At 40.4% G+C, this 24,535-nt stretch carries 38 protein-coding genes; 36 read left to right on the forward strand and 2 right to left on the reverse strand.

Going from position 1 to position 24,535, the window contains the following annotated elements; translation table 11 throughout:
• Position 1 precedes the first annotated feature (1 nt).
• A complete protein-coding gene (locus ACW6QP_RS12265) occupies positions 2-1,411 on the forward strand; it encodes a DUF5723 family protein (RefSeq protein ID WP_457911164.1) in 1,410 nt (469 codons plus the stop codon).
• Between the two features lie 11 nt (positions 1,412-1,422).
• Positions 1,423-2,280, forward strand: a complete 858-nt coding sequence (locus ACW6QP_RS12270) for a hypothetical protein (RefSeq protein ID WP_457911165.1) — start codon at positions 1,423-1,425, stop codon at positions 2,278-2,280.
• On the opposite strand, the gene ACW6QP_RS12275 is transcribed toward ACW6QP_RS12270, so the two are convergent.
• A complete protein-coding gene (locus ACW6QP_RS12275; RefSeq protein ID WP_457911166.1) occupies positions 2,277-3,551 on the reverse strand; it encodes a replication-associated recombination protein A in 1,275 nt (424 codons plus the stop codon). The genes ACW6QP_RS12270 and ACW6QP_RS12275 overlap by 4 nt on opposite strands.
• A gap of 89 nt (positions 3,552-3,640) precedes the next feature.
• Between ACW6QP_RS12275 and ACW6QP_RS12280 the strand changes: the two genes are divergently transcribed.
• Complete coding sequence (locus tag ACW6QP_RS12280; protein ID WP_457911167.1) at positions 3,641-4,414, forward strand: rhomboid family intramembrane serine protease; 774 nt, start codon at positions 3,641-3,643, stop codon at positions 4,412-4,414.
• A gap of 26 nt (positions 4,415-4,440) precedes the next feature.
• On the opposite strand, the gene rlmB is transcribed toward ACW6QP_RS12280, so the two are convergent.
• The gene (gene rlmB / locus ACW6QP_RS12285) at positions 4,441-5,193 is read right to left on the reverse strand and encodes a 23S rRNA (guanosine(2251)-2'-O)-methyltransferase RlmB (RefSeq protein WP_457911168.1); all 753 of its coding nucleotides are present in this window, start codon (positions 5,191-5,193) and stop codon (positions 4,441-4,443) included.
• An 802-nt stretch (positions 5,194-5,995) separates the two neighbouring features.
• Between rlmB and rpsL the strand changes: the two genes are divergently transcribed.
• The 33 genes from rpsL to carA all read left to right on the forward strand — a co-directional run bounded on the left by rpsL (position 5,996) and on the right by carA (position 24,425).
• On the forward strand, positions 5,996-6,370 hold the full coding sequence (gene rpsL / locus ACW6QP_RS12290; RefSeq protein ID WP_010230128.1) for a 30S ribosomal protein S12: 375 nt from the start codon (positions 5,996-5,998) through the stop codon (positions 6,368-6,370).
• Between the two features lie 24 nt (positions 6,371-6,394).
• Positions 6,395-6,871 (forward strand): 30S ribosomal protein S7, encoded by a 477-nt coding sequence (rpsG, locus tag ACW6QP_RS12295; protein ID WP_457911169.1) that lies wholly within the window; start codon positions 6,395-6,397, stop codon positions 6,869-6,871.
• Positions 6,872-6,875: 4 nt separating this feature from the next.
• Positions 6,876-8,984 (forward strand): elongation factor G, encoded by a 2,109-nt coding sequence (gene fusA, locus ACW6QP_RS12300; RefSeq protein ID WP_457911170.1) that lies wholly within the window; start codon positions 6,876-6,878, stop codon positions 8,982-8,984.
• Between the two features lie 10 nt (positions 8,985-8,994).
• Complete coding sequence (gene rpsJ, locus ACW6QP_RS12305; protein ID WP_072318085.1) at positions 8,995-9,300, forward strand: 30S ribosomal protein S10; 306 nt, start codon at positions 8,995-8,997, stop codon at positions 9,298-9,300.
• A 203-nt stretch (positions 9,301-9,503) separates the two neighbouring features.
• The gene (gene rplC / locus ACW6QP_RS12310) at positions 9,504-10,115 is read left to right on the forward strand and encodes a 50S ribosomal protein L3 (RefSeq protein WP_457911171.1); all 612 of its coding nucleotides are present in this window, start codon (positions 9,504-9,506) and stop codon (positions 10,113-10,115) included.
• Positions 10,115-10,744, forward strand: coding sequence for a 50S ribosomal protein L4 (gene rplD / locus ACW6QP_RS12315; protein ID WP_457911172.1), 630 nt, complete (start codon positions 10,115-10,117; stop codon positions 10,742-10,744). Before rplC ends, rplD begins: the two co-directional genes overlap by 1 nt.
• A gap of 5 nt (positions 10,745-10,749) precedes the next feature.
• Complete coding sequence (gene rplW / locus ACW6QP_RS12320) at positions 10,750-11,040, forward strand: 50S ribosomal protein L23 (protein ID WP_457911173.1); 291 nt, start codon at positions 10,750-10,752, stop codon at positions 11,038-11,040.
• Positions 11,041-11,049: 9 nt separating this feature from the next.
• Positions 11,050-11,877: a 50S ribosomal protein L2 gene (gene rplB, locus ACW6QP_RS12325; protein ID WP_457911174.1), complete on the forward strand. Its 828-nt coding sequence runs from the start codon at positions 11,050-11,052 to the stop codon at positions 11,875-11,877.
• A gap of 6 nt (positions 11,878-11,883) precedes the next feature.
• Entirely contained in the window at positions 11,884-12,162 is a 279-nt protein-coding gene (gene rpsS, locus ACW6QP_RS12330; protein WP_457911175.1) for a 30S ribosomal protein S19, read from the forward strand.
• Positions 12,163-12,170: 8 nt separating this feature from the next.
• A complete protein-coding gene (rplV, locus tag ACW6QP_RS12335) occupies positions 12,171-12,578 on the forward strand; it encodes a 50S ribosomal protein L22 (RefSeq protein WP_457911176.1) in 408 nt (135 codons plus the stop codon).
• A gap of 8 nt (positions 12,579-12,586) precedes the next feature.
• A complete protein-coding gene (gene rpsC / locus ACW6QP_RS12340) occupies positions 12,587-13,306 on the forward strand; it encodes a 30S ribosomal protein S3 (protein WP_457911177.1) in 720 nt (239 codons plus the stop codon).
• Positions 13,307-13,325: 19 nt separating this feature from the next.
• A complete protein-coding gene (rplP, locus tag ACW6QP_RS12345) occupies positions 13,326-13,745 on the forward strand; it encodes a 50S ribosomal protein L16 (RefSeq protein ID WP_457911178.1) in 420 nt (139 codons plus the stop codon).
• A gap of 12 nt (positions 13,746-13,757) precedes the next feature.
• Positions 13,758-13,949, forward strand: a complete 192-nt coding sequence (gene rpmC, locus ACW6QP_RS12350; RefSeq protein ID WP_457911179.1) for a 50S ribosomal protein L29 — start codon at positions 13,758-13,760, stop codon at positions 13,947-13,949.
• Between the two features lie 17 nt (positions 13,950-13,966).
• Positions 13,967-14,224 (forward strand): 30S ribosomal protein S17, encoded by a 258-nt coding sequence (gene rpsQ / locus ACW6QP_RS12355; RefSeq protein WP_013073256.1) that lies wholly within the window; start codon positions 13,967-13,969, stop codon positions 14,222-14,224.
• 2 nt (positions 14,225-14,226) lie between these two features.
• Positions 14,227-14,595 (forward strand): 50S ribosomal protein L14, encoded by a 369-nt coding sequence (gene rplN, locus ACW6QP_RS12360; protein WP_457911180.1) that lies wholly within the window; start codon positions 14,227-14,229, stop codon positions 14,593-14,595.
• 11 nt (positions 14,596-14,606) lie between these two features.
• Positions 14,607-14,918 (forward strand): 50S ribosomal protein L24, encoded by a 312-nt coding sequence (gene rplX, locus ACW6QP_RS12365; RefSeq protein ID WP_457911181.1) that lies wholly within the window; start codon positions 14,607-14,609, stop codon positions 14,916-14,918.
• 2 nt (positions 14,919-14,920) lie between these two features.
• A complete protein-coding gene (gene rplE, locus ACW6QP_RS12370) occupies positions 14,921-15,472 on the forward strand; it encodes a 50S ribosomal protein L5 (RefSeq protein ID WP_457911182.1) in 552 nt (183 codons plus the stop codon).
• Positions 15,473-15,474: 2 nt separating this feature from the next.
• Entirely contained in the window at positions 15,475-15,744 is a 270-nt protein-coding gene (gene rpsN / locus ACW6QP_RS12375) for a 30S ribosomal protein S14 (protein WP_457911183.1), read from the forward strand.
• 67 nt (positions 15,745-15,811) lie between these two features.
• On the forward strand, positions 15,812-16,210 hold the full coding sequence (rpsH, locus tag ACW6QP_RS12380; RefSeq protein ID WP_457911184.1) for a 30S ribosomal protein S8: 399 nt from the start codon (positions 15,812-15,814) through the stop codon (positions 16,208-16,210).
• 19 nt (positions 16,211-16,229) lie between these two features.
• Positions 16,230-16,772, forward strand: coding sequence for a 50S ribosomal protein L6 (gene rplF / locus ACW6QP_RS12385; protein WP_457911185.1), 543 nt, complete (start codon positions 16,230-16,232; stop codon positions 16,770-16,772).
• Positions 16,773-16,784: 12 nt separating this feature from the next.
• Positions 16,785-17,138 (forward strand): 50S ribosomal protein L18, encoded by a 354-nt coding sequence (rplR, locus tag ACW6QP_RS12390; protein ID WP_457911186.1) that lies wholly within the window; start codon positions 16,785-16,787, stop codon positions 17,136-17,138.
• 7 nt (positions 17,139-17,145) lie between these two features.
• Complete coding sequence (gene rpsE, locus ACW6QP_RS12395; RefSeq protein WP_457911187.1) at positions 17,146-17,670, forward strand: 30S ribosomal protein S5; 525 nt, start codon at positions 17,146-17,148, stop codon at positions 17,668-17,670.
• Positions 17,671-17,683: 13 nt separating this feature from the next.
• Positions 17,684-17,866: a 50S ribosomal protein L30 gene (rpmD, locus tag ACW6QP_RS12400; RefSeq protein WP_457911188.1), complete on the forward strand. Its 183-nt coding sequence runs from the start codon at positions 17,684-17,686 to the stop codon at positions 17,864-17,866.
• A gap of 9 nt (positions 17,867-17,875) precedes the next feature.
• Positions 17,876-18,328, forward strand: coding sequence for a 50S ribosomal protein L15 (gene rplO, locus ACW6QP_RS12405; protein WP_457911189.1), 453 nt, complete (start codon positions 17,876-17,878; stop codon positions 18,326-18,328).
• A gap of 12 nt (positions 18,329-18,340) precedes the next feature.
• A complete protein-coding gene (gene secY / locus ACW6QP_RS12410) occupies positions 18,341-19,678 on the forward strand; it encodes a preprotein translocase subunit SecY (protein WP_457911190.1) in 1,338 nt (445 codons plus the stop codon).
• Positions 19,679-19,680: 2 nt separating this feature from the next.
• On the forward strand, positions 19,681-19,896 hold the full coding sequence (gene infA, locus ACW6QP_RS12415; protein WP_013073244.1) for a translation initiation factor IF-1: 216 nt from the start codon (positions 19,681-19,683) through the stop codon (positions 19,894-19,896).
• A 116-nt stretch (positions 19,897-20,012) separates the two neighbouring features.
• Positions 20,013-20,129, forward strand: a complete 117-nt coding sequence (gene ykgO / locus ACW6QP_RS12420) for a type B 50S ribosomal protein L36 (protein WP_013621733.1) — start codon at positions 20,013-20,015, stop codon at positions 20,127-20,129.
• A gap of 2 nt (positions 20,130-20,131) precedes the next feature.
• On the forward strand, positions 20,132-20,506 hold the full coding sequence (rpsM, locus tag ACW6QP_RS12425; protein WP_457911191.1) for a 30S ribosomal protein S13: 375 nt from the start codon (positions 20,132-20,134) through the stop codon (positions 20,504-20,506).
• Between the two features lie 8 nt (positions 20,507-20,514).
• Complete coding sequence (gene rpsK / locus ACW6QP_RS12430; RefSeq protein WP_457911192.1) at positions 20,515-20,901, forward strand: 30S ribosomal protein S11; 387 nt, start codon at positions 20,515-20,517, stop codon at positions 20,899-20,901.
• 88 nt (positions 20,902-20,989) lie between these two features.
• Entirely contained in the window at positions 20,990-21,595 is a 606-nt protein-coding gene (gene rpsD / locus ACW6QP_RS12435; RefSeq protein ID WP_457911193.1) for a 30S ribosomal protein S4, read from the forward strand.
• A gap of 20 nt (positions 21,596-21,615) precedes the next feature.
• Positions 21,616-22,608 (forward strand): DNA-directed RNA polymerase subunit alpha, encoded by a 993-nt coding sequence (locus ACW6QP_RS12440; protein WP_457911194.1) that lies wholly within the window; start codon positions 21,616-21,618, stop codon positions 22,606-22,608.
• 70 nt (positions 22,609-22,678) lie between these two features.
• Positions 22,679-23,179: a 50S ribosomal protein L17 gene (gene rplQ, locus ACW6QP_RS12445; protein ID WP_457911195.1), complete on the forward strand. Its 501-nt coding sequence runs from the start codon at positions 22,679-22,681 to the stop codon at positions 23,177-23,179.
• Positions 23,180-23,312: 133 nt separating this feature from the next.
• Complete coding sequence (carA, locus tag ACW6QP_RS12450; RefSeq protein ID WP_457911196.1) at positions 23,313-24,425, forward strand: glutamine-hydrolyzing carbamoyl-phosphate synthase small subunit; 1,113 nt, start codon at positions 23,313-23,315, stop codon at positions 24,423-24,425.
• Positions 24,426-24,535 lie beyond the last annotated feature (110 nt).

Here is a 24,535-nt window from a genome sequence, read left to right on the forward strand (position 1 = left end):
TATGCAGTGGAGAATAATTTGTGTCTTATTATTCCTTTATACTTCTGGGTTTTCCCAGAATAAGCCATTGCTTTACAATGTAGACGATTTGCCTCAAACCCTTATGAGCAATCCCGGCGCCCGAATAGATTTTGTGGGGCATGTAGGACTGCCTTTCTTTTCGCAAATTCATCTTTTTGCAGGAAGTAGTGGGGCCAGTGTACACGATATCTTTGCAGACGACGGTAGCAACATTAATGATCGTATTTCCCGAACGATGAATAATATGACTGCCGGCGATTTTGTGTCGGCAAATGAGCAGCTTGAAATTATTTCCCTGGGCTGGAAAATAGACCGCAGAAATTACCTCTCGGTTGGGGTTTACCAGGAGATGGATGTCTTTGCCTATTTTCCAAAAGACCTGGCCATATTGGCTAACGAAGGAAATAATAATTATCTCGATAAAGCTTTCGATTTTTCTCAGGTTGCTTTTGAAGGAGAGGTTCTAACGGTCTATCATCTTGGTCTCAACCATAAATTTGACAATAAACTCACAGTGGGTGCCCGGGCTAAATTATACTCAGGAATTTTTAATGCTGAAACTTCCGGAAACACCGGGACATTTACCACCTACGATACCCCCGATGGTCGCAATTTTTATCGGCACGAGGTTAGCAATCTCGATGTGGTAATTAATACTTCAGGGTTTTCGACCTTAAGAGATACTGAAGGCATGACCGTAGATAGGGCGACCGGAGAGTTGCTTAGCAGGTCATTTTTTGGAGGAAATATTGGTGCCGGATTGGATTTAGGATTAAGTTATTTAATGCACGAACAATTAATTCTTACGGCTTCGGTGCAGGATCTGGGAATGATGTTTCAAACCAAAGATGTGGAGAATTACCATTATTTTGGGAATTATACTACCGAAGGTATCGAGCCACTTTTCCCCGAAATAGAACCCGATGGAAGTACTTTGCCCTACTGGGATATTTTTGAGGACGAACTCGACGAAAATTTACGCGATGAAACCTATAATCGCAAATATGTAACCTGGAGGCCGGTAAAAATGAATTTATCGGCCGAGTTTGGTTTTGGACCTGCCTTTATGCCCTGCGATTACCTCACGGTGCCAAAAATCAGGTTTATGAATTTAATCGGAATGCAGATGGCGGCGGTCAAAAGACCTAAGGGTTTAATTTATACACTGTCTACTTATTGGGACCGCAAGATCAATGAAACCCAAAGATTTAGAGTGGCTTATACTTTAGACGATTATTCTTTAACCAATCTTGGCCTAATGTATACCTCGACCTTTAAGAATTTTAATGTTTATCTTGCAACCTATAATGTGCTGGCGTTTCCGAATTTGGCTAAAGCTCATTCGGCTTCTATACAACTTGGGTTGCAGCTGGTGTTTGATGAATTTTAATACTGGATGTTATGAAAAAGACTTTGTTGGTCCTCATATTCCTGGCCGTTGGTTATAATGCCACCGCACAGGATCTAAATCAATATAAATATGTGGTGGTGCCTAATTCCTTTGAATTTTCAAAAGAGGAGAATCAATATCAACTTAATGCACTTGCTAAGTTTTTATTCGAGAAATATGGCTTTGAAACCCTTATGAATAACGAATCAAAACCGACCGATTTACAACGCGATAATTGCCTGGCCATGTACGCCGATGTTAAGGACGAATCGGGTTTGTTTGTGACAAAAATGACGCTGATCCTGAAAGACTGTTATGGGAAAACAATCTTCACCAGTAAAGAGGGGAGAAGCAGGGAAAAGGATTTTGAACCCGCCTGGCACGAGGCCCTGCGCGATGCGTTTACCTCTTTGGAAGAAGTCGATTACCAATATATACCATCACAAGAAGAGGTAGCTGAAGTAGAGGTGACCGCAGGTCCAAAAAGAGCCGCTGCAGAACCCGATACAGTCGAGGTTAGTGCTGCGCCGCCTAAAAGAGATAAAAGCAATGAAGCAGTAGTTTCGGAAGCTTCCCAAACCGACAGGGAAATGACCGAAACCTCCGGAAACCAAGAAAAAGGTTTATACTCCTACAACAATTCCAGCTATGAATTGCGCGCCAATGAAAAGGGTTTCGCCTTTTTCCAGAGAAATGCTTCCGAACCTTTTGCGATGCTTATTCGTTCTGCGGAAGGAAATACTTATATCTATAATTCCCTAACCCGGCAAGGGGTTGCCTGGTTTGATGAGGCCGGGAATCTAAATATTGAATTCTTCAATCCAGATACCAATTCTACTGAAACCCTCGAGTATAAACTTCAGAATTAATAATTATAACGGCTTTTCCAGCGTTTTTTCAGGAATTCGCGTTGGGCATTTTCTCTTTGGTTATTTCCGGGTTCGTAAAGAGTAGTGCCTTTAACTTCTTCGGGTAGAAAATCGGCTTCGGCGAAATTGTCTTCATAGTTATGGGCATACTTGTAGTCTTTGCCATAACCAATATCTTTCATAAGCTTTGTGGGAGCATTTCTTATCGCCAATGGGACAGACAAATTTCCCGTTTTTTTCACCAGGCTTTGGGCCTTATTAATCGCCATATAAGCCGCATTGCTTTTGGGCGAGGTGGCCAGGTAAGTAGCGCACTGGCTAAGGATGATTCGGGATTCGGGGAAACCAATGGTGGTAACCGCCTGGAAGGTATTATTAGCGATAACCAGGGCCGTAGGATTGGCATTACCAATATCTTCACTGGCCAGGATAATGAGGCGCCGGGCTATAAATTTTACATCCTCCCCGCCTTCGATCATTCGGGCCAGCCAGTAAACCGCAGCATTGGGATCGCTGCCCCTAATCGATTTTATGAATGCGGAAATTATGTCGTAATGCTGCTCTCCGGTTTTGTCATATAGCACCGTGTTTTGCTGAACTTTATTAAGTACCAGCTCGTTTGCGATTTCTACATCGCCTTCAACCGAGTTGACAAGGAGTTCGAAAATATTCAGAAGTTTGCGGGCATCGCCCCCACTTAATCTCAATAAAGCTTCGGTTTCCTGAAGTTTGATGTTTCTATTGGCAAGAATTTCATCTTTTTTCATTGCCCGTTCCAAAAGAGCCACAAGATCATCCTTAGAAAAAGCGTTGAGAATATAAACCTGGCAGCGGGAAAGCAATGCCGAAATAACTTCAAAACTTGGGTTTTCGGTCGTGGCACCAATGAGAGTAACCCAGCCTTTTTCGACCGCACCCAGGAGCGAATCCTGCTGGGATTTGCTGAAGCGGTGAATCTCATCTATAAATAAGATAGGGTTTTTGGTCGTAAACAAGCCATCGCTTTTTTTGGCTTTTTCTATCACTTCTCTCACATCCTTAACTCCACTGCTTATTGCGCTTAATGTGAAGAAGGGTCTGTCGGTAGTTTCGGCGATGATGTTGGCCAGGGTGGTTTTTCCCACTCCGGGAGGTCCCCAGAAGATCATCGAAGGGATAATACCCTGTTCGATTTGTCTTTTTAAGGCTCCTTTTGGGCCAACAAGGTGTTGCTGGCTTAGGTAATCTTCCAGGGTTTTTGGGCGTAAACGTTCAGCTAATGGTTTGTTCATTCGGCAAAATTACAAATAGTCTGGCACTTTGTCGCAGGATAAAAGCTGGTGAAATTTTTGTTATCTTCAGTAATGAATTCATAAAAAATATGAAACAACAACCTCAATTTTTATTTACCACCGGGGTAGTGGGCTACCCCATACTGTTTGTACTTGCAATCTGGCTGGTTTTCTGGTTTGAAGTGCGCTTTGGGGTGAGCTTAAACAATTATGGGGTGAGGCCCAGGGAAATATTTGGTTTGAGAGGTATCGTTTTCTCGCCTTTCATACATAGCGGCCTCAAGCATCTTTTTAATAACTCCATTCCGCTTTTGGTACTCTCTATGGCGCTTTTCTATTTCTACCGAAGAATTAGCTGGAAAGTACTGCTCGTCGGCCTGGTTTTAACCGGGGTTTTAACCTGGCTCATTGGGCGACCCGCCAATCATATTGGTGCCAGCGGGATTATTTATATGCTGGCTGCTTTCCTTTTCTTTAAAGGGGTTTTTTCAAAACATTACCGGCTGGTTGCGCTTTCCTTAATCGTGGTGTTTCTCTATGGTGGGATGCTTTGGTATGTAACTCCCATAGACCCCCAAATCTCCTGGGAGGGACATTTGTCGGGTCTAATTTCCGGTTTTGCGCTTTCCCTTTTCTTCAGAAATAGTATCGCAAAAACTCCAAAATACGACTGGGAAAAACCCGAATACCGGGAAGAAGACGATCCCTTTATGAAACACTTTGATGAAAATGGCAATTTTATTGAAGCGGTTCCCCAGCCTCCAGATGGGGAGCAAGAGGTTGACCTACAAAATGACAGTGATAACAAAATTACTTATAGATATATCTATAAAAAATCAAACGAGGAAAATAAGGAAAGCTAAGCCTGGGAATAGAATATAATTCCCCTTTAGTGGGCCGGGGGGCTTTCGCTTCGTTGTCTTACCACTTCATAGAGAAAAACTCCACAGGCGACCGATACATTTAAAGATTCTATTTTCCCGAACATGGGGAGTTTCGCTTTTTTGTCTACGCTTTTTAAAATCGAGTTTGAAACGCCCTTAGCTTCATTTCCCATCACAATTGCTGAAGGACCAGTAAAATCTACTTCGTAAATGCTTTGATTGGTTTTTTCGGTGGCCGCTATTAATTGTACTCCTGATGCCTGTAAGTAGAAAACAGCATCTTTAATATGGTTCACCTTTATGATAGGAAGGTTAAAAACTCCGCCGGCCGAGGTTTTAACGGCATCGGCATTTAGGGGTGCTCCGCCTTTTTCAGGGATTATAATGGCGTCGACTCCGGTGCATTCGGCGGTTCTTATCATTGCACCAAAATTTCGCACATCGGTAATCTGATCTAGCAAAAGGAATAGGGGAGCGGGTTTGTTTTCGAGGATTTTCTGAACCGTTTCCTCAAGATTACCAAAACTAATTGGAGAAATTTTAGCGACTACACCCTGGTGATTTCCTTTGGACAGCTTATATAATTTTTCTTGCGGAACATAAGAAACATTGTAATTAGCCTTTTTAAGAAGACTTTCCAATTCTGAAAAGAGAGGCCCTGAAAGGCCTTTTTGAATATAAATCTTATCGAGGTTTTCTCCGCTTTGAATAGCTTCAATAATGGCCCGAATTCCGAAGATTGTGGTATTGTTTTCCATAGGGACAAATTTAGGGAATTATTTGGGCTGTTGGCTTAAGGCTTAAAATAAAAAAGCCATCCAGCGTGGGGTGGCTTCCGTAATATAATATTGAAAAAATTAATGCTAATCTATGTTCCAAAAAATAAATTACTAAATATGATATCTTCATTTTCCGGTTGAGAAAGGGTGGAGGCTCTGTTATCTCTATTAAAGGTTTGGAGAATTTCAGGATATCTCAAGCGAGCAGGTAAATCGATCGCTTCTTTCCACTTTAGTAATGATAATATAACTTTCTAAATTTGAAGCTGCTGCTTGAATTGTAGGTAATTCATATATTTCACCCGGTAAGCACAATACTTTCATCATTGGGATACCCAATTCTTCTATATTCACCCCAGGATTAATGACCTTGCATAAATAAGGCTATATATTTCTGAGTGAATAAGTTTTTTTATTTGCAGTTGGTGGTGATGCTGTAAAAGTTTTTAGAGCGTCACTATCTATTCCCTTTTTTTCATAAACGCTCTCGCTTCATATTTGTAATTACATTTATCCCATTATTATAAACAGTAGCAGAAATTTGAGTTCAGAATAATCAGGCCTTTGACCAAGTTATGCTCATCATACATTTCATAGTTAAGGGGCAAAATTTAATTTCGTTCATAAATTAAATTGTTCTTTAAATCCTGCAATTAACTGTTTTAATAAATCCCTCTGAAAATTAATCAATTAAGATTTGAATACTTGGTTTTTATTTCTACATTTGCAAACCCAAAAAATTGGGGTAATTAAAATTAAATATTAACAGGTAAAAGAAATTATGCCAACAATTTCACAATTAGTACGAAAAGGAAGGGCCAAAATAACCAAGAAGAGTAAATCGGCTGCTTTAGATTCGTGTCCTCAAAGAAGGGGAGTGTGTACCCGTGTGTATACTACTACTCCTAAGAAACCTAACTCGGCGATGCGTAAAGTAGCCAGGGTAAGGTTAACCAACGGGAAAGAGGTAAACGCTTACATCCCGGGTGAAGGTCACAATTTACAGGAGCACTCGATAGTATTGGTTAGAGGCGGAAGGGTAAAAGATTTGCCGGGAGTTAGATACCACATTGTTCGTGGTGCGCTTGATACCGCAGGTGTTGAGGGAAGAACCCAGCGTAGATCCAAATATGGAGCAAAACGCCCTAAGAAGTAATTTAAAAACTTTTAAAGTAAAGAAATGAGAAAAAGACAGGCCAAAAAAAGACCGCTTTTACCTGATCCAAAATTTAACGATCAGCTTGTTACGCGTTTTGTAAACATGATGATGTGGGATGGAAAAAAATCGGTTGCCTTTAAAATTTTCTATGATGCAATTGATATCATAGAAGAGAAAAAACAGGATGAGGAAAAATCGGCGTTAGAGCTATGGAAAGATGCTCTTTCTAATGTAATGCCTCACGTAGAAGTAAGAAGTAGAAGAGTTGGAGGGGCTACTTTCCAAATTCCTATGCAAATTAGACCAGATCGTAAGGTTTCTACCGCTATGAAATGGCTTATCTCTTATTCGCGTAAGAGAAATGAGAAGAGTATGGCGCAAAAATTAGCTTCTGAAATTCTAGCCGCTGCCAAAGAAGAAGGAGCTGCAGTTAAAAAGAGAGTAGATACTCACAAAATGGCTGAAGCAAACAAAGCATTCTCACACTTTAGATTCTAAGAAAATGGCACAAAGAGATTTAAAATTTACAAGAAATATAGGAATTGCAGCGCATATTGATGCTGGAAAAACCACTACCACCGAGCGTATCCTGTACTATACCGGGATAAGCCACAAAATTGGTGAGGTTCACGATGGTGCTGCAACTATGGACTGGATGGAGCAGGAGCAGGAGCGTGGAATTACCATTACTTCGGCTGCTACCCATTGTAACTGGAAATATAGAGATCAGGATTATACCTTAAATATTATCGATACTCCCGGTCACGTTGACTTTACTGTTGAAGTAGAGCGTTCGCTACGTGTGCTTGATGGGGTTGTTGCATTATTTTCTGCAGTAGACGGGGTGGAGCCTCAGTCTGAAACTGTTTGGAGACAAGCCGATAAATACCGTGTTCCAAGACTTGGTTTCGTTAATAAAATGGACCGTCAGGGAGCAGACTTCTTTAATGTATGTCGCCAGGTAAGAGAAATGCTTGGGGGTAACCCTGTGCCACTTCAGGTGCCAATTGGTGAAGAAGCCGACTTTAAAGGTGTGGTAGATCTTATTTCTAAAAAAGCTATCATCTGGAATGAAGAAGATCATGGGATGACCTATGAGACTATCGATATTCCGGCTGAACTTCAGGCCGATGTTGATAAGTACCGTACTGAGCTTGTTGAAGCTGTTGCAGAGTATGATGAGGCGTTGATGGAGAAATTCTTTGAAGATGAGAACTCTATCACCGAAGATGAGATTATTTCAGCGCTTAGAGCTGCAACCATAGATATGAGTATCATTCCTATGATGTGTGGTTCAGCTTTTAAAAATAAAGGGGTTCAGGCTATGCTTGACGCTGTAATGAGATACCTTCCTGCACCTTCAGATGTGGAAGCTATTACAGGTACTAACCCTGAAACCGGTAAGGAAGAAAGTCGTAAGCCTCACGTAGACTCACCATTTTCTGCACTTGCCTTTAAAATTGCTACCGATCCTTTCGTTGGTCGTTTGGCATTCTTCCGTGTGTACTCTGGATCTCTTGATGCAGGTTCATACGTTTTAAACGTACGTTCAGGTAAAAAGGAGCGTATTTCACGTATCTATCAAATGCACTCTAATAAGCAGGAGCCTATCGATAAAATCGAGGCTGGTGATATTGGAGCTGGTGTTGGGTTTAAGGATATTAAAACCGGAGATACTCTTACCGATGAGAAGCACCCGATTCTACTGGAGTCTATGACCTTCCCTGCGCCTGTAATTGGTATCGCTGTTGAGCCAAAAACCAAGGCCGATGTTGATAAAATGGGAATGGCTCTTGGGAAACTTGCTGAAGAAGATCCAACTTTTACCGTAAGAACCGACGAGGCTTCAGGTCAAACGATTATCTCTGGTATGGGTGAGCTTCACCTGGATATCATTATTGATCGTATGAGACGTGAATTCAAGGTTGAAGTAAATGTAGGTCAGCCTCAGGTTGAGTACAAGGAAGCTGTAACCAGAACCGCCGATCACCGTGAGGTTTATAAGAAGCAAACTGGTGGTAGAGGTAAATTTGCCGATATCGTATTTACATTAGGACCTGCCGATTCAGATTTTGAAGGGGAAGGGCTTCAGTTTGTAGATGAGATTAAAGGTGGTCGTATTCCTAAAGAATTTATCCCTTCAGTAGAGAAAGGTTTCAAAGAAGCTATGAAAAATGGTCCTTTGGCTGGATTTACTATGGATAGTTTAAAGGTAACCCTTAAGGATGGTTCTTTCCACCCTGTGGATTCAGACCAGTTATCTTTCGAACTTGCCGGAAAACTTGGATATAAAGAAGCTGCTAAAAAAGCCGGTTCTGTAATCCTTGAGCCTATTATGAAAGTAGAAGTTGTTACTCCGGAAGAAAATATGGGAGATATTGTAGGTGACCTTAACAGAAGAAGAGGTCAGGTTAACAATATGTCTGACAGATCTGGAGCTAAAGTTGTAAAAGCTGAAGTGCCGCTTTCTGAAATGTTTGGTTATGTAACTACATTAAGAACGCTATCTTCAGGTAGAGCAACCTCTACAATGGAATTTTCTCACTATGCCGAAACTCCTTCGAATGTTTCAGAAGAGGTGATTAAGGCTGCAAAGGGTACAAACGATTAATCTTAGGAAAATGAGTCAAAAAATCAGAATAAAATTAAAATCCTACGATCACAACCTGGTTGATAAATCGGCCGAGAAGATCGTAAAGACTGTAAAAACCACTGGTGCTGTGGTAACCGGTCCTATTCCGTTGCCAACGCACAAGAAATTATTTACTGTTTTGCGTTCTCCTCACGTAAACAAGAAATCCAGAGAGCAGTTTCAGCTTAGCTCTTACAAAAGACTTCTGGATATCTACAGTTCATCTTCAAAAACCATCGATGCGTTGATGAAGCTTGAATTGCCAAGTGGGGTTGAAGTAGAAATCAAAGTGTGATGAAACCTGGTTTTCCGGTTTTTCCGGAAAACCATAGTTGAATACATCCCGAACTTGTTTCGGGATCTCTTGAGCAAAACTCAAGATTACATGTCCCAAGCAGTTGGCGAGGGAAAAACGGAGAAAAATACATTCAGGGCGAAAGTATTTTTCTGCCCTGAATTTTTTTAATAATCAATTAAGTAATAATCAATAATTAATTTATGTCTGGGTTAATAGGTAAAAAAGTAGGCATGACCAGCATTTTCGACGAGAACGGGAAAAACATCCCGTGTACCGTAATCGAAGCAGGTCCTTGCGTAGTTACCCAAGTCAGAACCAAAGAGGTTGACGGGTATGAAGCACTTCAACTTGGTTTCGATGACAAAAAGACTGCAAATAAAGCTGCCGAAGGGCACGCCAAAAAAGCAGGAAGCGTTGCAAAGCGTAAAGTCGTTGAATTCAAGGGATTTGAAGGAGATTTTAAATTAGGTGACGCTATCACTGTAGAACACTTTAGAGAAGGTGAGTTCGTAGACGTGTCTGGAACTTCCAAAGGAAAAGGTTTTCAAGGGGTAGTAAAAAGACACGGTTTTGGTGGTGTGGGTCAGGCTACTCACGGGCAGCACAACCGATTAAGAGCCCCGGGTTCTATTGGTGCAGCTTCTTATCCTGCGAGAGTTTTCAAAGGAATGAAGATGGCCGGTAGAATGGGTGGTGATCAAGTAAAAGTAGAAAACCTGAGAGTTTTGAAAGTAGTGGCAGATAAAAACCTTATCGTAGTGAAAGGTGCTGTTCCTGGTCATAAGAACTCTTACGTAATCATTAGCAAGTAATGGAAGTAGCAGTTTTAGATATAAAAGGAAAAGAAACAGGCAGAAAGGCAAATCTTTCTGATGCTGTTTTTGGTGTAGAGCCTAATGAGCATGCTGTTTACCTGGATGTGAAGCAATATCTTGCCAATCAACGTCAGGGAACTCATAAGGCTAAAGAACGTGCCGAAATTAAAGGAAGTACCCGTAAGATTAAAAAACAAAAGGGTACTGGTACTGCACGTGCAGGTAGTATAAAATCTCCTGTTTTTAGAGGAGGTGGGCGTATTTTTGGACCAAGACCAAGAAACTATGGGTTCAAATTGAATAAAAACCTTAAGCGTCTTGCCAGAAAATCGGCCTTAAGTCTTAAAGCAAAGAATAATGAAATCACTGTAGTAGAAGATTTTTCATTCGATGCTCCAAAGACTAAAAATTACCTTGAATTTTTGAAAGCCCTTGGTATTCAGGACAAAAAATCACTGGTAGTATTGGGAGAGTCAAATAAAAACGTATATTTGTCGTCACGTAATTTTAAGGGGTCTGATGTTGTAAGCTCCTCAGAATTAAGTACTTACAGAATACTGAACGCTAAGAATATTGTTATTCTTGAGGGTTCTCTGGAAGGAATTGAGTCGAATTTAAGTAAATAAGCCTTATGAATATCTTAATAAAACCAATTATTACGGAAAAAGCCACTTCAGATAGCGAGCTAAACAATCGTTATGGTTTCGTGGTAAATAGTAAGGCCAACAAAATTGAAATAAAAAATGCAGTGGAAGCTGCTTATGGAGTTTCAGTTGAAAAAGTTCGTACTATTAATGTTCGCCCAGATCGAAAGACTAAGTATACCAAGTCTGGAATGATCACTGGTAAAACCAATGCTTATAAAAAAGCACTGGTACAGGTGGCGGAAGGTGAAACTATTGATCTATACAATAATCTTTAAGATTAAAAAATGTCAGTTAGAAAATTAAAACCAATCACACCTGGACAGCGTTTTAGAGTAGTAAATGGGTTTGACGCCATTACTACTGATAAGCCGGAGAAAAGCCTTTTGGCTCCGATCAAAAAGTCGGGTGGTAGAAACAGTCAGGGAAAGATGACCATACGCTATAAAGGTGGTGGTCATAAAAGACGTTACAGAATTATCGATTTTAAGCGCGACAAGCAGGGAATCCCTGCTACCGTGGCTAGCATTGAATATGATCCAAACCGAACTGCCTTTATCGCTTTATTGAACTATCAGGATGGCGAGAAGAGATATATTGTTGCTCAAAATGGTTTACAGGTTGGACAAAATGTAGTATCCAGCAAAGAGGCTGCAGCTCCAGAAATTGGAAATGCAATGCCTTTGGCTAATATCCCGCTAGGTACTATCATTTCTTGTATCGAACTTAGAGCCGGTCAGGGTGCAGTTATGGCTAGAAGCGCAGGAGCTTTCGCTCAGCTTTTAGCTAGAGAAGGTAAATATGCAACCATTAAACTTCCTTCAGGAGAAATTAGAAGAATCCTGTCTACCTGTATGGCAACTATTGGTGCTGTTTCAAACAGTGACCACCAGCTGCAAATTTCAGGTAAGGCCGGTAGAAGTAGATGGTTGGGTAGAAGACCAAGAACCAGACCTGTTGCTATGAACCCGATTGATCACCCAATGGGTGGTGGTGAAGGTAGAGCTTCAGGAGGTCACCCACGTTCAAGAAAAGGTTTACCTGCTAAAGGATTTAAAACCCGATCAAGAACAAAAGCGAGTAATAAATATATTGTAGAACGTAGAAAGAAATAATAAGATATGGCACGTTCATTAAAAAAGGGACCTTACGTTCACTATAAATTAGACAAGAAGGTTGCTCAAAATGTTGAGTCTGGAAAGAAAGCTGTGATCAAAACCTGGTCTCGTGCATCTATGATTACTCCAGATTTCGTTGGGCAAACCATCGCGGTTCATAATGGGAAACAATTTATTCCTGTGTATGTAACCGAGAACATGGTAGGTCATAAACTAGGAGAATTTTCACCAACACGCTCTTTTAGAGGTCATGCTGGTGCGAAAAATAAAGGTAAAAAATAATTGAAGCTATGGGAGTTCGTAAAAGAGAAAGAGCAGAGCAAATAAAAGATGCCAGGAAAGATGTGGCCTTTGCAAAGTTGAATAACTGCCCTACTTCCCCAAGAAAGATGCGTTTAGTTGCAGATCTGGTAAGGGGAGAAAAAGTAGAAAAAGCGCTTCAAATATTGAAATTCAGCCAAAAAGAAGCTTCAGGTCGTCTTGAGAAACTTCTTCTTTCAGCTATTGCCAACTGGCAGGCTAAGAATGAAGAAGCCAGTCTTGAAGATGCTGAACTTTTTGTAAAGGAGATCCGTGTAGATGGAGGAGCAATGCTTAAGAGGCTTCGTCCTGCACCACAGGGTCGTGCACACCGAATTAGAAAAAGATCCAACCACGTTACTTTGGTGCTTGGAGAAAACAATAATACACAAAGCTAAGTAAGAGTATGGGACAAAAAACAAATCCAATCGGGAATCGCCTTGGTATCATTAGAGGATGGGAATCCAACTGGTATGGAGGAAATGACTACGGCGACAAACTTGCCGAAGACGATAAGATTAGAAAATATATCCATGCTCGTCTCTCTAAAGCGAGTGTATCACGGGTAATCATTGAGCGTACCCTTAAGCTTGTAACCGTTACTATCACCACTGCCCGTCCCGGTATTATTATCGGAAAAGGTGGCCAGGAGGTAGACAAGCTTAAAGAAGAGCTTAAGAAGATCACAGACAAGGAGGTTCAAATTAACATCTTTGAAATTAAAAGGCCTGAGCTTGATGCGCATTTGGTAGCATCGAGTGTAGCAAGACAAATCGAGAATCGTATCTCTTATCGTCGTGCAATTAAAATGGCTATTGCGGCTGCAATGAGAATGAACGCTGAAGGTATCAAAATTGAGATCTCCGGTCGTCTAAACGGTGCTGAAATGGCACGTTCAGAATCTTATAAAGATGGGCGTATTCCTTTGTCTACTTTTAGGGCCGATATTGACTATGCTTTGGTTGAAGCTCACACTACCTACGGTAGATTGGGTGTTAAAGTATGGATCATGAAAGGCGAAGTTTACGGAAAGAGGGAACTTTCTCCGCTTGTTGGCCTGGCCAAAAAACAAGGTGGAAAACCCGCTGCCGGACGAGGTGGTAACAAATCACGTCGTAGAAAGTAATTTTTTAAAGTAAAGAAAAATGTTACAACCTAAAAGAACAAAATACCGCAAGCAACAAAAAGGCCGTATGAAAGGGGTGTCTCAAAGAGGGCATCGTCTTTCAAATGGTACCTTTGGATTGAAATCTATGGATTCAAGCTTTATTACCGCCCGTCAAATCGAGGCAGCGCGTATTGCCGCTACCCGTTATATGAAAAGGGAAGGTTCGCTTTGGATCAAGATATTTCCAGACAAGCCTATCACCAAAAAGCCTCTTGAGGTACGTATGGGTAAAGGTAAAGGTGCTGTTGAATACTGGGCCGCTGTTGTCAAACCAGGAAGAATTATGTTTGAAATTGGTGGTGTGCCATTAGACGTTGCGAAAGAAGCGTTAAGGTTAGCCGCTCAAAAACTTCCTGTAAGAACTAAGTTTATTGTAGCTAGAGATTATCAGGCTTAATATTTATACGTTATGAAACAATCAGAAGTTAAAGAATTTTCTGTGGCAGAATTAAAAGAAGAGCTTGGTAAATCTAGAAAAGCATATTCAGATTTAAAAATGGCTCACGCGGTTTCGCCATTAGAGAACCCAATACAGTTAAGAACTGTAAGAAGAAGTATAGCGAGACTTGCTACAGAGTTAAATAAAAGAGAACAACAATAAGTGTTATTCTGCTGAACATGGAAAAAAGAAATTTAAGAAAAGAGCGTATAGGTGTTGTTACCAGTAATAAAATGCAGAAATCGATCGTGGTTTCTGAGGTTAAGAAAGTAAAACACCCTATGTACGGAAAATTCGTTTTGAAAACGAAGAAATACGTAGCTCACGACGAGAAAAACGACTGCAACGAAGGCGATACCGTTAGGATCATGGAAACACGACCTATGAGTAAGTCAAAATGTTGGAGATTAGTAGAAATAATTGAAAGAGCGAAGTAATTATGGTACAACAAGAGTCTAGACTAAGAGTAGCAGACAATACCGGGGCCAAAGAAGTTTTGACCATTAGAGTATTGGGAGGTACAAAGAAAAGATACGCTTCTGTTGGAGACAAGATAGTTGTCAGTGTAAAAGAAGCTACACCTAACGGAAATATCAAAAAGGGTGCAGTTTCAACAGCAGTAGTTGTTCGTACCAAAAAAGAAGTACGCAGACCAGACGGATCTTATATTCGTTTTGACGATAATGCCTGTGTGCTTTTAAATCCACAAGGTGAAATGCGCGGTACCCGTGTATTTGGACCTGTGGCAAGAGAACTTCGTGATAAGCAATTCATGAAAATTGTATCATTGGCACCTGAAGTGCTTTAATACATCAAAAAATGAGAAAGCTTAAAATAAAAACTGGAGATACCGTGCGTGTAATGGCCGGTGACCATAAAGGTCAGGAAGGTAAAGTACAAAAGGTATTTTTAGAAAAAAATAAAGCCATCGTGGAAGGTGTAAACACAGTATCTAAGCATGAAAAGCCTAGTGCTGCCAATCCACAGGGTGGGATAGTAAAGAAAGAAGCTCCTATTCATATTTCTAACCTGGCTCTTGTAGACAAGAAAGGTGATGCCACCAGAGTTGGATATAGAGAAGAAGATGGGAAGAAAGTGAGATTTTCTAAAAAATCTAATGAAGTAATTTAGTTATGGCATACGTACCAAGACTTAAAGCAGAGTATAACGACAGAGTTAAATCTGCGCTTAAAGAAGAATTCAGCTACCAAAACGTAATGGAGATCCCAAAACTCGAAAAAATAGTTTTGAGCCGTGGCGTTGGTGCAGCTGTAGCAGACAAAAAACTTATTGACCACGCAGTAGACGAACTTACTGCAATTACCGGTCAAAAAGCGGTGCAAACCATTTCTAAAAAGGATGTTGCTTCCTTTAAACTTCGTAAAGGAATGCCTATTGGAGCTAAAGTAACTCTAAGAGGTTATAGAATGTATGAATTCCTTGATAGGTTGATCACCTCGGCACTTCCACGTGTTCGTGATTTCAACGGAATTAAAGCCAATGGTTTTGATGGAAGAGGAAATTACAATCTTGGGGTAACCGAGCAAATCATTTTTCCTGAGATCGACATCGATAAGGTAAACCGAATTGCCGGGATGGACATCACTTTTGTGACGACCGCAAAAACCGATAAGGAAGCAAAATCATTGTTAACCGAACTGGGATTACCCTTTAAAAAGAATTAATTATGGCTAAAGAATCAATGAAAGCCCGTGAGGTGAAGCGCCAAAAAATGGTAAAGAAATATGCTGAGAAGCGTGCTGCTCTTAAAGAAGCAGGCGATTATGAAGCATTACAAAAATTGCCAAAAAACGCTTCTCCTGTACGTTTGCACAATCGTTGTAAATTAACCGGAAGACCTAAAGGTTACATGAGACAGTTTGGACTTTCTCGTGTAATGTTTAGAGAAATGGCTAACAAAGGCCTTATTCCCGGAGTAAGAAAAGCAAGTTGGTAAAATTATAAATTGAATGAAGGTTCTACCGGATAGACCGGGAGAAAACCACATTCGCAAATATCTATAGATGAATACAGATCCTATTGCAGATTATTTGACCAGGATTAGAAATGCAGTGGCAGCTAACCACCGGGTGGTAGAAATCCCTGCTTCTAATCTTAAGAAAGAGATCACTAAAATATTATTCGATCAGGGATATATTCTTAGTTACAAGTTTGATGACAGTACCGCACAGGGAAGCATCAAGATCGCTCTTAAGTACGATAAAGAAACTAAAGAGCCGGTAATTAAAGAAATTCAGCGAATAAGTAAGCCAGGTCTACGAAAGTATGCCGGTACCAATGAATTACCACGTATCCTTAACGGATTGGGAATTGCAATCGTGTCTACTTCAAAAGGAGTGATGACAGGAAAGCAGGCCAAAGCCGAAAAAGTGGGTGGTGAAGTATTGTGTTACGTTTACTAATACTTAAAAGACTTAAGAAATGTCAAGAATAGGTAAAAGCCCAATTACAATCCCTGAAGGTGTAAATGTAGATTACAAGGACGGTATTGTAACGGTAAAAGGAAAATTAGGAGAGTTGAAGCAGGAAATTAAAGACATCGATCTTTCAATAGAAGATGGTGTAATTAGATTCGAGCGCTCTTCAGAGAAAAGCGATCAAAAAGCAAAGCATGGTCTATATCGTGCTTTGGTTAGTAATATGATTGAAGGAGTAAGCAACGGGTATACTAAACAATTAGAATTAGTTGGTGTAGGTTACCGTGCTTCTAACCAGGGTCAAAAATTAGATTTGGCTGTTGGGTACTCTCACAATATTGTAATAGATTTGGCGCCCGAGGTAAAAGTTGAAACTATTTCAGAAAAAGGGAAAAACCCTATCGTGAAATTAACTTCATACGATAAACAACTCGTGGGCCAGGTGGCTGCAAAAATACGATCATTCAGAGCTCCTGAGCCTTATAAAGGAAAAGGAATTAAGTTTGTTGGTGAGCAAATTCGTAGAAAAGCAGGTAAATCAGCTTAATAAAGTTTAGATATGGCAGTTTCAAAACAAGATAGAAGAAATAAGATCAGGAAGCGTATTCGTGCAGGTGTTGCGGGTACCCAAAGTCGTCCAAGATTATCTGTTTTCAGAAGCAATAAAGAAATTTATGCTCAGATTATAGATGATGTTGAAGGCAAAACTTTGGTGGCAGCTTCTTCAAGAGATAAAGATATCTCTGGTGAAGAAAATAAGTCTAAACAGGCTGAGCTGGTGGGAAAAACCATCGCCGAGAAGGCCCTTAAGGCCGGTATAGAAACCATTTCTTTCGATAGAGGTGGCTATTTGTACCACGGAAGAGTTAAATCATTAGCCGAAGGTGCTCGCGAAGGAGGACTAAAATTCTAAGAAAGTTATGTATCAAGATTATAAAAACGTAGAACATGTAAAACCGGGCGGGCTTGAATTAAAAGACCGTTTGGTAGGAGTACAACGTGTTACCAAAGTTACTAAAGGTGGTAGAGCATTTGGATTTTCTGCTATCGTAGTGGTAGGAGACGAGAATGGAGTAGTTGGCCAGGGTTTAGGAAAATCTAAAGAAGTTGCCGATGCTATCTCCAAAGCCGTTGAAGATGCCAAGAAGAATTTGGTGCGTATTCCTTTGAATAAAGGAACCCTTCCTCACGAGCAAAAAGGTAAGTACGGTGGTGCAAGAGTATTGCTTCTTCCAGCTTCTGCCGGTACCGGGATTATTGCCGGTGGTGCGATTCGTGCCGTATTAGAATCGGTTGGGGTACACGATGTACTTTCAAAGAACCAGGGATCTTCGAACCCGCATAACGTGGTAAAAGCTACTTTCGATGCGCTGCTTCAGTTAAGAAGTGCAGAAACCGTAGCCAAGCAACGTGGTATTTCGTTAGATAAGGTTTTCAAAGGATAAATCAAGGACAGAGATGGGAAAGATAAAAGTAACCAAAGTAAAAAGTGCGATCAACCGTTCAAAGAATCAAAAGTTGGTTCTTGAATCACTTGGGCTTAAGAGAATAGGCCAGACTGTTGAGCACGCCGATACGCCAAACATCCTTGGTATGGTAAATAAAGTTAAACATTTAGTTTCTGTAGAGGAAACAAAATAATAATATCACATGGATTTAAGTAACTTAAAACCTGCAGAGGGTTCAGTTAGAAATAACAGTAAGCGAATTGGTCGTGGAGAGGGATCTGGGAAAGGTGGTACTGCCACACGAGGACACAAAGGGGCCAAATCACGTTCTGGTTATTCTAAAAAGATTGGTTTTGAAGGTGGGCAAATGCCACTTCAACGCCGTGTGCCTAAATTCGGATTCAACAACAGGAATCGTAAACAGTACCAGGGTGTAAACCTGGATACCCTTCAACGTTTAGTTGATGAAGGTAAAATTAAAGATACTGTAGATGTAAATAGCCTGGTTGAAAACGGGGTTGCAGGTAAAAACGATCTTATAAAGATATTAGGTAGAGGAGAATTAAAGGCTAAGTTGAAAATATCTGTTCATAAATTTACTGCCTCAGCGAAAGAAGCTATCGAAGCTGCCGGAGGTGAAGTTGTTACTTTATAATAGATAAGCCAAATGAAATTCATCAATACTATCAAAAATATTTGGAAAATCGAGGAGTTAAAGAATCGTATTCTTGTAACCCTCGGTTTGTTATTGGTATATCGTTTTGGAGCGCAGGTAGTGCTTCCCGGGATAGATGCTTCACAGCTTGCTAACCTGGCAAATCAAACCGAGGGAGGCCTTTTGGGCCTCCTTAACGCGTTTACCGGGGGTGCATTTTCTAATGCATCGGTATTTGCTCTGGGAATTATGCCATATATATCAGCTTCTATTGTAGTGCAGTTAATGGGAATCGCAATTCCTTATTTACAAAAGCTACAAAAAGAAGGTGAGAGCGGTAGAAGAAAGATTAATCAAATTACCCGATGGTTAACCATCGCCATTACTTTGGTGCAGGGGCCCGGGTATATTTATAATTTATTCGCTACTCTGCCTCAAAGCGCATTTCTGTTGGGAGATACTGTGACCTTCGTGGCCTCTGCGGTAATCATACTAACTACAGGTTGTATTTTCGCGATGTGGCTTGGAGAGAAAATTACAGATAAGGGTATTGGTAATGGTATTTCATTATTGATTATGGTGGGGATTATTGCAACCCTTCCACAGGCATTTATTCAGGAATTCGCTTCCAGAGTATTTGAATCTAATGGAGGACTAATTATGATCCTTATCGAATTGGTGATTTGGTTTGCTATCATTATGGCATCGGTTATGCTGGTAATGGCGGTAAGACAAATCCCAGTACAGTACGCCCGAAGAACAGCTTCTGGTGGATACGAAAAGAATGTATTTGGTTCGCGCCAGTATATCCCTTTAAAGCTTAATGCTTCGGGGGTAATGCCAATTATATTTGCTCAGGCTATTATGTTTATTCCTGCAGCTGTGGCCGGTCTTTCAGATTCGGAAACCGCTCAGGGTGTCACCGCGGCCTTTAGTGATATGTTTGGTTTCTGGTATAATGTGGTGTTTGCATTATTGATCATTGTGTTTACATATTTCTACACAGCGATTACTGTGCCCACTAATAAAATGGCTGACGATCTTAAAAGAAGTGGTGGTTTCATTCCAGGGATTCGTCCAGGGTCTGAAACGGCAGATTTCCTTGACAGGATCATGTCTCAAATTACCCTTCCGGGATCTATATTCCTGGCACTTATCGCCGTGTTCCCGGCTGTAGTGTATCAGTTATTAGGTGTGCAGGCTGGTTGGGCATTGTTTTTTGGAGGTACCTCGCTTTTAATTATGGTTGGAGTTGCAATAGACACCATGCAGCAGGTAAACTCATACTTGCTAAACCGCCACTATGACGGATTGATGAAAACAGGTAAAAACAGAAAAGCAGTAGCTTAATTATGGCAAAACAACCGGCAATAGAACAAGACGGAACTATTATTGAAGCATTGTCTAACGCAATGTTTCGTGTAGAACTCGAAAACGGTCACGTAGTGACTGCACACATCTCGGGAAAAATGCGAATGCATTATATTAAATTATTGCCCGGAGATAAAGTAAAACTGGAAATGAGCCCTTACGATTTAAGTAAAGCTCGTATAACCTACAGATACTAAAAGTAATTTGAGCTATTTATAAAATTTTCAGTACTTTTGCAACCTGAAAATTTATGGATAGCAAATCTTCCGCTCTCCTAAAGGAGCAGTACGGGAAATTTCAAAAACCTAAAGAGATGAAAGTAAGAGCATCAATAAAGAAGAGAAGTGCCGAGTGCAAAATTGTGCGCAGAAAAGGCAGGCTTTACGTAATTAACAAAAAGAATCCTAGATTTAAACAAAGACAAGGCTAATTATGGCAAGAATTGCAGGGGTTGATATACCAAAACAAAAGCGAGGAGTTATAGCATTGACCTATATCTTCGGAATTGGAAAAAGCAGGGCTCAAAAGATCCTGGCTGAAGCCAAAGTAGACGAAAGCAAGAAAGTTTCAGACTGGAACGACGATGAAATTGGTCGTATTCGTGAAGCCGTTGGTAACTTTACAATCGAAGGAGAATTACGTACTGAGGTTCAAATGAGTATTAAGCGTCTAATGGATATTGGATGCTACCGTGGTATTCGTCACCGTACCGGTTTACCGCTAAGAGGTCAACGTACCAAGAATAACTCGAGAACCAGAAAAGGTAGAAGAAAAACAGTTGCTAACAAGAAAAAGGCAACTAAATAATAAGTAGTATGGCAAAGAAGACAACCCAAAAGAAACGCAAGGTAGCGGTTGAGTCGGTAGGACAGGCACATGTTACTGCTTCTTTTAATAACATCATTATTTCTTTAACCAATAAGAACGGTGATGTTGTTTCATGGTCATCGGCCGGGAAGATGGGCTTTAGAGGTTCAAAAAAGAACACTCCTTATGCTGCCCAGCTTGCAGCCGAAGATGCGTCAAAAGTAGCTCACGAAGCCGGTCTTCGTAAAGTGAAGGTGTATGTGAAAGGCCCAGGTAATGGTAGAGAATCTGCTATTAGAACCATTCACAATAGTGGGATTGAAGTAACCGAAATCATCGATGTTACCCCGCTTCCGCACAATGGATGTCGTCCTCCAAAAAGACGTAGAGTATAATTATTAAGTTATCATTTGGGAGAGGAGTTAAGATTATCGAAGGACGTATGCCTTAATTCATAATCCCTTTCCTTTTAAATTAAATTGTATGGCAAGATATAGAGGTCCAAAGACCAAAATAGCCCGAAAATTCGGAGAAGCTATTTTTGGAGATGATAAATCTTTCGAGAAAAGAAATTATCCTCCAGGCCAGCACGGGAACAACCGTCGTCGTGGCAAAAAATCTGAATATGCTATCCAGCTTATGGAAAAGCAAAAGGCTAAGTATACTTATGGTATTCTTGAGCGTCAATTCAGTAATATGTTTAAGAAAGCAACCCGTGCCCAGGGAATTACTGGTGAGGTATTGCTTCAGCTATGTGAATCTCGTTTAGATAACGTGGTTTACCGTATGGGTGTTGCCCCTTCAAGAAGAGCTGCAAGACAATTAGTATCTCACAGGCACATCACCGTAAACGGAGAGCTTGTGAATATTCCTTCTTACCAATTGAAGGCAGGAGATGTTGTTGGAGTACGTGAGAAGTCGAAATCACTTCAAACTATTCAGGATTCACTTTCATCTTCAAGCAGTGTATATGAGTGGATTACCTGGAATAACGAAAAGAAAGAAGGAACTTTTGTTTCTGTACCGGGAAGAATTCAGATCCCCGAAAATATAAATGAACAATTCATCGTCGAATTATATTCGAAGTAATAATTCACAGAAGTCGTAATATGGCAATACTAAATTTTCAGAAGCCCGATAAAGTTATAATGATTGATTCTACCGATTTCGAAGGGAAATTTGAATTTCGTCCTTTGGAACCTGGCTACGGATTAACCGTTGGTAACGCTTTAAGAAGAGTACTGTTATCTTCTCTTGAAGGATTCGCGATCACCTCTATTCGTATTGAAGGGGTGGAGCATGAGTTCTCTTCAATTCCAGGAGTGGTAGAAGATGTAACAGAAATCATCCTTAACCTTAAGCAGGTAAGATTCAAGAGACAAATAGACGATATAGATAACGAATCTGTTACTGTTTCTGTTTCTGGTGAAGACCAACTTACTGCAGGGCATTTCCAGAAGTTTATCTCAGGATTTCAGGTGTTGAATCCCGATCTTGTGATATGCCATATGGATAAAAAGGTAAACTTCACTATGGAGCTTACCGTTGAAAAAGGTAGAGGTTATGTTCCGGCCGAGGAAAATAAAAAGTCCAATGCAGCTATAGGTACAATTTTTACCGATGCTATTTACACTCCAATCAAGAATGTAAAATACAGCATCGAAAACTATCGTGTAGAGCAAAAAACCGATTACGAAAAACTGGTTTTTGAAATCGTAAGCGATGGTTCTATTCACCCTAAAGATGCTCTTACCGAGGCAGCGAAAACTCTAATCCACCACTTTATGTTGTTCTCTGATGAGCGCATAACCCTGGAGGCCGATGAGATCGCTCAAACTGAAACCTATGACGAGGAATCTCTTCATATGAGACAGTTGCTTAAAACCAAACTGGTAGATATGGACCTTTCGGTTCGTGCGCTAAACTGTTTGAAAGCAGCCGAGGTAGATACCCTTGGAGATCTTGTTTCTTACAATAAGAACGATCTTATGAAGTTTAGAAACTTCGGAAAGAAATCTCTTACCGAACTTGAAGAACTGGTAAGCAACAAAGGCCTTAATTTTGGGATGGACCTTTCCAAATATAAATTAGATAAGGACTAATAATATACAGTAGTTTTCCATAAAAGCCGGCAGAAGTCCCGCTTTGGGAAAATGAAAAAAGAACAGAAAAATGAGACACGGAAAAAAAGTAAACCATTTAGGTAGAAAAACCGCTCACAGAAAGTCTATGCTGGCTAATATGGCTTGTTCTCTAATCGAACACAAACGTATTAATACCACCGTAGCCAAAGCAAAAGCTTTAAAAGTTTTTGTAGAGCCATTAATAACCAAGTCTAAAGAAGATACTACTCACAATCGTAGAATTGTGTTTAGTAAACTTCGCCAAAAAGAAGCTGTTGCGGAATTATTCCGTGATGTGGCTCCTAAAGTAGGAGAGCGTCCCGGAGGTTATACCAGGGTTATCAAATTAGGTAATCGTCTTGGAGATAACGCCGATATGGCCCTTATCGAACTGGTAGATTACAACGAAACTTATAACCTAAGCAAACCCGAGAAGAAAAAATCTACTCGTAGAGCTGGGAAGAAAAAAGCCTCTGAAACTACGGCTCCAAAAGCTGAAGCTAAAACCGAAGAGAAATCTTCACCAAAAGAGGATAAAAAAGAAGAATAAAATGATTCATTCTTTTAACAATTCAAAAAAGGATAAACTTTCGGGTTTATCCTTTTTTTATATATTCAAGTGAAATTCGCTATTTCCGTGAAGACGGAAATCTCAATACAACAACACATACTATTTTAAAACTATGAAATATCAAAACCGAAGAAAAGCCATTCTCCTTTTAGCCGACGGGACTATATTTTACGGTAAATCTATTGGGAATAAAGAAGGTAGTGCCACCGGTGAAATTTGTTTCAACACCGGAATGACCGGATATCAGGAAATTTTCACCGATCCTTCCTATTACGGGCAAATTATGGTAACCACCAATGCTCATATCGGGAATTATGGCACTCTAAAAGACGAGAACGAATCAGATAAAGCTAAAATTTCGGGGCTTATCTGCAAGAATTTTAGCTACGTTCAAACCCGCCCAGCAGCCGATTCTACCCTGGAGACTTTCCTGGACGAAAGCGGTATTTTTGGAATTCAGGACGTAGATACCCGGGCTCTGGTTACCTACATTAGAGAAAACGGAGCGATGAACGGGATCATCTCTACCGATGTTGATAATATCGACGGTTTGAAGGAAGAATTGAAGCTGGTGCCCGATATGAATGGGCTGGAGCTTGCCTCTAAAGTTTCGACCAAAGAACCTTATTTCTTCGGAAATAAAGATGCAAAGTACAAAGTTGCCGCCCTCGATATTGGGATTAAGAAAAATATACTTCGCAATCTGGCTGAAAGAGATGTGTATGTAAAAGTGTATCCTTATAATGCGACCTACCAGGAAATGAGTGAATGGAATCCAGATGGGTATTTCCTTTCAAATGGTCCTGGTGATCCGCAGCCTCTTGAAAGCGCGATTTCATTAACCAAACAAATTCTTGAAAAAGATCATCCTTTATTTGGAATTTGTCTTGGCCACCAGGTAATTGCCATAGCTAACGGGATCAAAACCTATAAGATGCATCACGGTCACCGCGGGATTAACCACCCGGTTTTAAATCTTAAAACCAAAAAAGGAGAAATTACATCTCAAAACCACGGATTCTCGGTAGATAAAGCTGAAACCGAAGCACATCCCGATGTAGAAATAACTCATTTGTGTATAAACGACGATACGGTTGGAGGTATCGCAATGAAAAGCAAAAATTGTTTTTCGGTGCAATATCACCCTGAAGCCAGCCCGGGCCCTCACGATGCCAGCTATTTATTCGACGAATTTATAGAGAGAATTCAAAGGGTGAAAGCCTAATTCTAAAGTTGAAGATTATTTAAAAGCTCAAAACCCCCGGTTTTGAGCTTTTTTCATTTGCTCTATAACTGAGTTTTTATCGTTTAAGTAAAATTAAGCTGCGAATTTTA

The sequence above is a fragment of the Salegentibacter haimaensis genome, assembly GCF_054121495.1.

Coding starts and splice junctions, on each gene's coding strand:
- ACW6QP_RS12265 (WP_457911164.1), top strand. CDS start 2: ATGCAGTGGAGAATAATTTGTGTCTTATTATTCCTTTATACTTCTGGG.
- ACW6QP_RS12270 (WP_457911165.1), top strand. CDS start 1,423: ATGAAAAAGACTTTGTTGGTCCTCATATTCCTGGCCGTTGGTTATAAT.
- ACW6QP_RS12275 (WP_457911166.1), bottom strand. CDS start 3,551: ATGAACAAACCATTAGCTGAACGTTTACGCCCAAAAACCCTGGAAGAT.
- ACW6QP_RS12280 (WP_457911167.1), top strand. CDS start 3,641: ATGAAACAACAACCTCAATTTTTATTTACCACCGGGGTAGTGGGCTAC.
- rlmB (WP_457911168.1), bottom strand. CDS start 5,193: ATGGAAAACAATACCACAATCTTCGGAATTCGGGCCATTATTGAAGCT.
- rpsL (WP_010230128.1), top strand. CDS start 5,996: ATGCCAACAATTTCACAATTAGTACGAAAAGGAAGGGCCAAAATAACC.
- rpsG (WP_457911169.1), top strand. CDS start 6,395: ATGAGAAAAAGACAGGCCAAAAAAAGACCGCTTTTACCTGATCCAAAA.
- fusA (WP_457911170.1), top strand. CDS start 6,876: ATGGCACAAAGAGATTTAAAATTTACAAGAAATATAGGAATTGCAGCG.
- rpsJ (WP_072318085.1), top strand. CDS start 8,995: ATGAGTCAAAAAATCAGAATAAAATTAAAATCCTACGATCACAACCTG.
- rplC (WP_457911171.1), top strand. CDS start 9,504: ATGTCTGGGTTAATAGGTAAAAAAGTAGGCATGACCAGCATTTTCGAC.
- rplD (WP_457911172.1), top strand. CDS start 10,115: ATGGAAGTAGCAGTTTTAGATATAAAAGGAAAAGAAACAGGCAGAAAG.
- rplW (WP_457911173.1), top strand. CDS start 10,750: ATGAATATCTTAATAAAACCAATTATTACGGAAAAAGCCACTTCAGAT.
- rplB (WP_457911174.1), top strand. CDS start 11,050: ATGTCAGTTAGAAAATTAAAACCAATCACACCTGGACAGCGTTTTAGA.
- rpsS (WP_457911175.1), top strand. CDS start 11,884: ATGGCACGTTCATTAAAAAAGGGACCTTACGTTCACTATAAATTAGAC.
- rplV (WP_457911176.1), top strand. CDS start 12,171: ATGGGAGTTCGTAAAAGAGAAAGAGCAGAGCAAATAAAAGATGCCAGG.
- rpsC (WP_457911177.1), top strand. CDS start 12,587: ATGGGACAAAAAACAAATCCAATCGGGAATCGCCTTGGTATCATTAGA.
- rplP (WP_457911178.1), top strand. CDS start 13,326: ATGTTACAACCTAAAAGAACAAAATACCGCAAGCAACAAAAAGGCCGT.
- rpmC (WP_457911179.1), top strand. CDS start 13,758: ATGAAACAATCAGAAGTTAAAGAATTTTCTGTGGCAGAATTAAAAGAA.
- rpsQ (WP_013073256.1), top strand. CDS start 13,967: ATGGAAAAAAGAAATTTAAGAAAAGAGCGTATAGGTGTTGTTACCAGT.
- rplN (WP_457911180.1), top strand. CDS start 14,227: ATGGTACAACAAGAGTCTAGACTAAGAGTAGCAGACAATACCGGGGCC.
- rplX (WP_457911181.1), top strand. CDS start 14,607: ATGAGAAAGCTTAAAATAAAAACTGGAGATACCGTGCGTGTAATGGCC.
- rplE (WP_457911182.1), top strand. CDS start 14,921: ATGGCATACGTACCAAGACTTAAAGCAGAGTATAACGACAGAGTTAAA.
- rpsN (WP_457911183.1), top strand. CDS start 15,475: ATGGCTAAAGAATCAATGAAAGCCCGTGAGGTGAAGCGCCAAAAAATG.
- rpsH (WP_457911184.1), top strand. CDS start 15,812: ATGAATACAGATCCTATTGCAGATTATTTGACCAGGATTAGAAATGCA.
- rplF (WP_457911185.1), top strand. CDS start 16,230: ATGTCAAGAATAGGTAAAAGCCCAATTACAATCCCTGAAGGTGTAAAT.
- rplR (WP_457911186.1), top strand. CDS start 16,785: ATGGCAGTTTCAAAACAAGATAGAAGAAATAAGATCAGGAAGCGTATT.
- rpsE (WP_457911187.1), top strand. CDS start 17,146: ATGTATCAAGATTATAAAAACGTAGAACATGTAAAACCGGGCGGGCTT.
- rpmD (WP_457911188.1), top strand. CDS start 17,684: ATGGGAAAGATAAAAGTAACCAAAGTAAAAAGTGCGATCAACCGTTCA.
- rplO (WP_457911189.1), top strand. CDS start 17,876: ATGGATTTAAGTAACTTAAAACCTGCAGAGGGTTCAGTTAGAAATAAC.
- secY (WP_457911190.1), top strand. CDS start 18,341: ATGAAATTCATCAATACTATCAAAAATATTTGGAAAATCGAGGAGTTA.
- infA (WP_013073244.1), top strand. CDS start 19,681: ATGGCAAAACAACCGGCAATAGAACAAGACGGAACTATTATTGAAGCA.
- ykgO (WP_013621733.1), top strand. CDS start 20,013: ATGAAAGTAAGAGCATCAATAAAGAAGAGAAGTGCCGAGTGCAAAATT.
- rpsM (WP_457911191.1), top strand. CDS start 20,132: ATGGCAAGAATTGCAGGGGTTGATATACCAAAACAAAAGCGAGGAGTT.
- rpsK (WP_457911192.1), top strand. CDS start 20,515: ATGGCAAAGAAGACAACCCAAAAGAAACGCAAGGTAGCGGTTGAGTCG.
- rpsD (WP_457911193.1), top strand. CDS start 20,990: ATGGCAAGATATAGAGGTCCAAAGACCAAAATAGCCCGAAAATTCGGA.
- ACW6QP_RS12440 (WP_457911194.1), top strand. CDS start 21,616: ATGGCAATACTAAATTTTCAGAAGCCCGATAAAGTTATAATGATTGAT.
- rplQ (WP_457911195.1), top strand. CDS start 22,679: ATGAGACACGGAAAAAAAGTAAACCATTTAGGTAGAAAAACCGCTCAC.
- carA (WP_457911196.1), top strand. CDS start 23,313: ATGAAATATCAAAACCGAAGAAAAGCCATTCTCCTTTTAGCCGACGGG.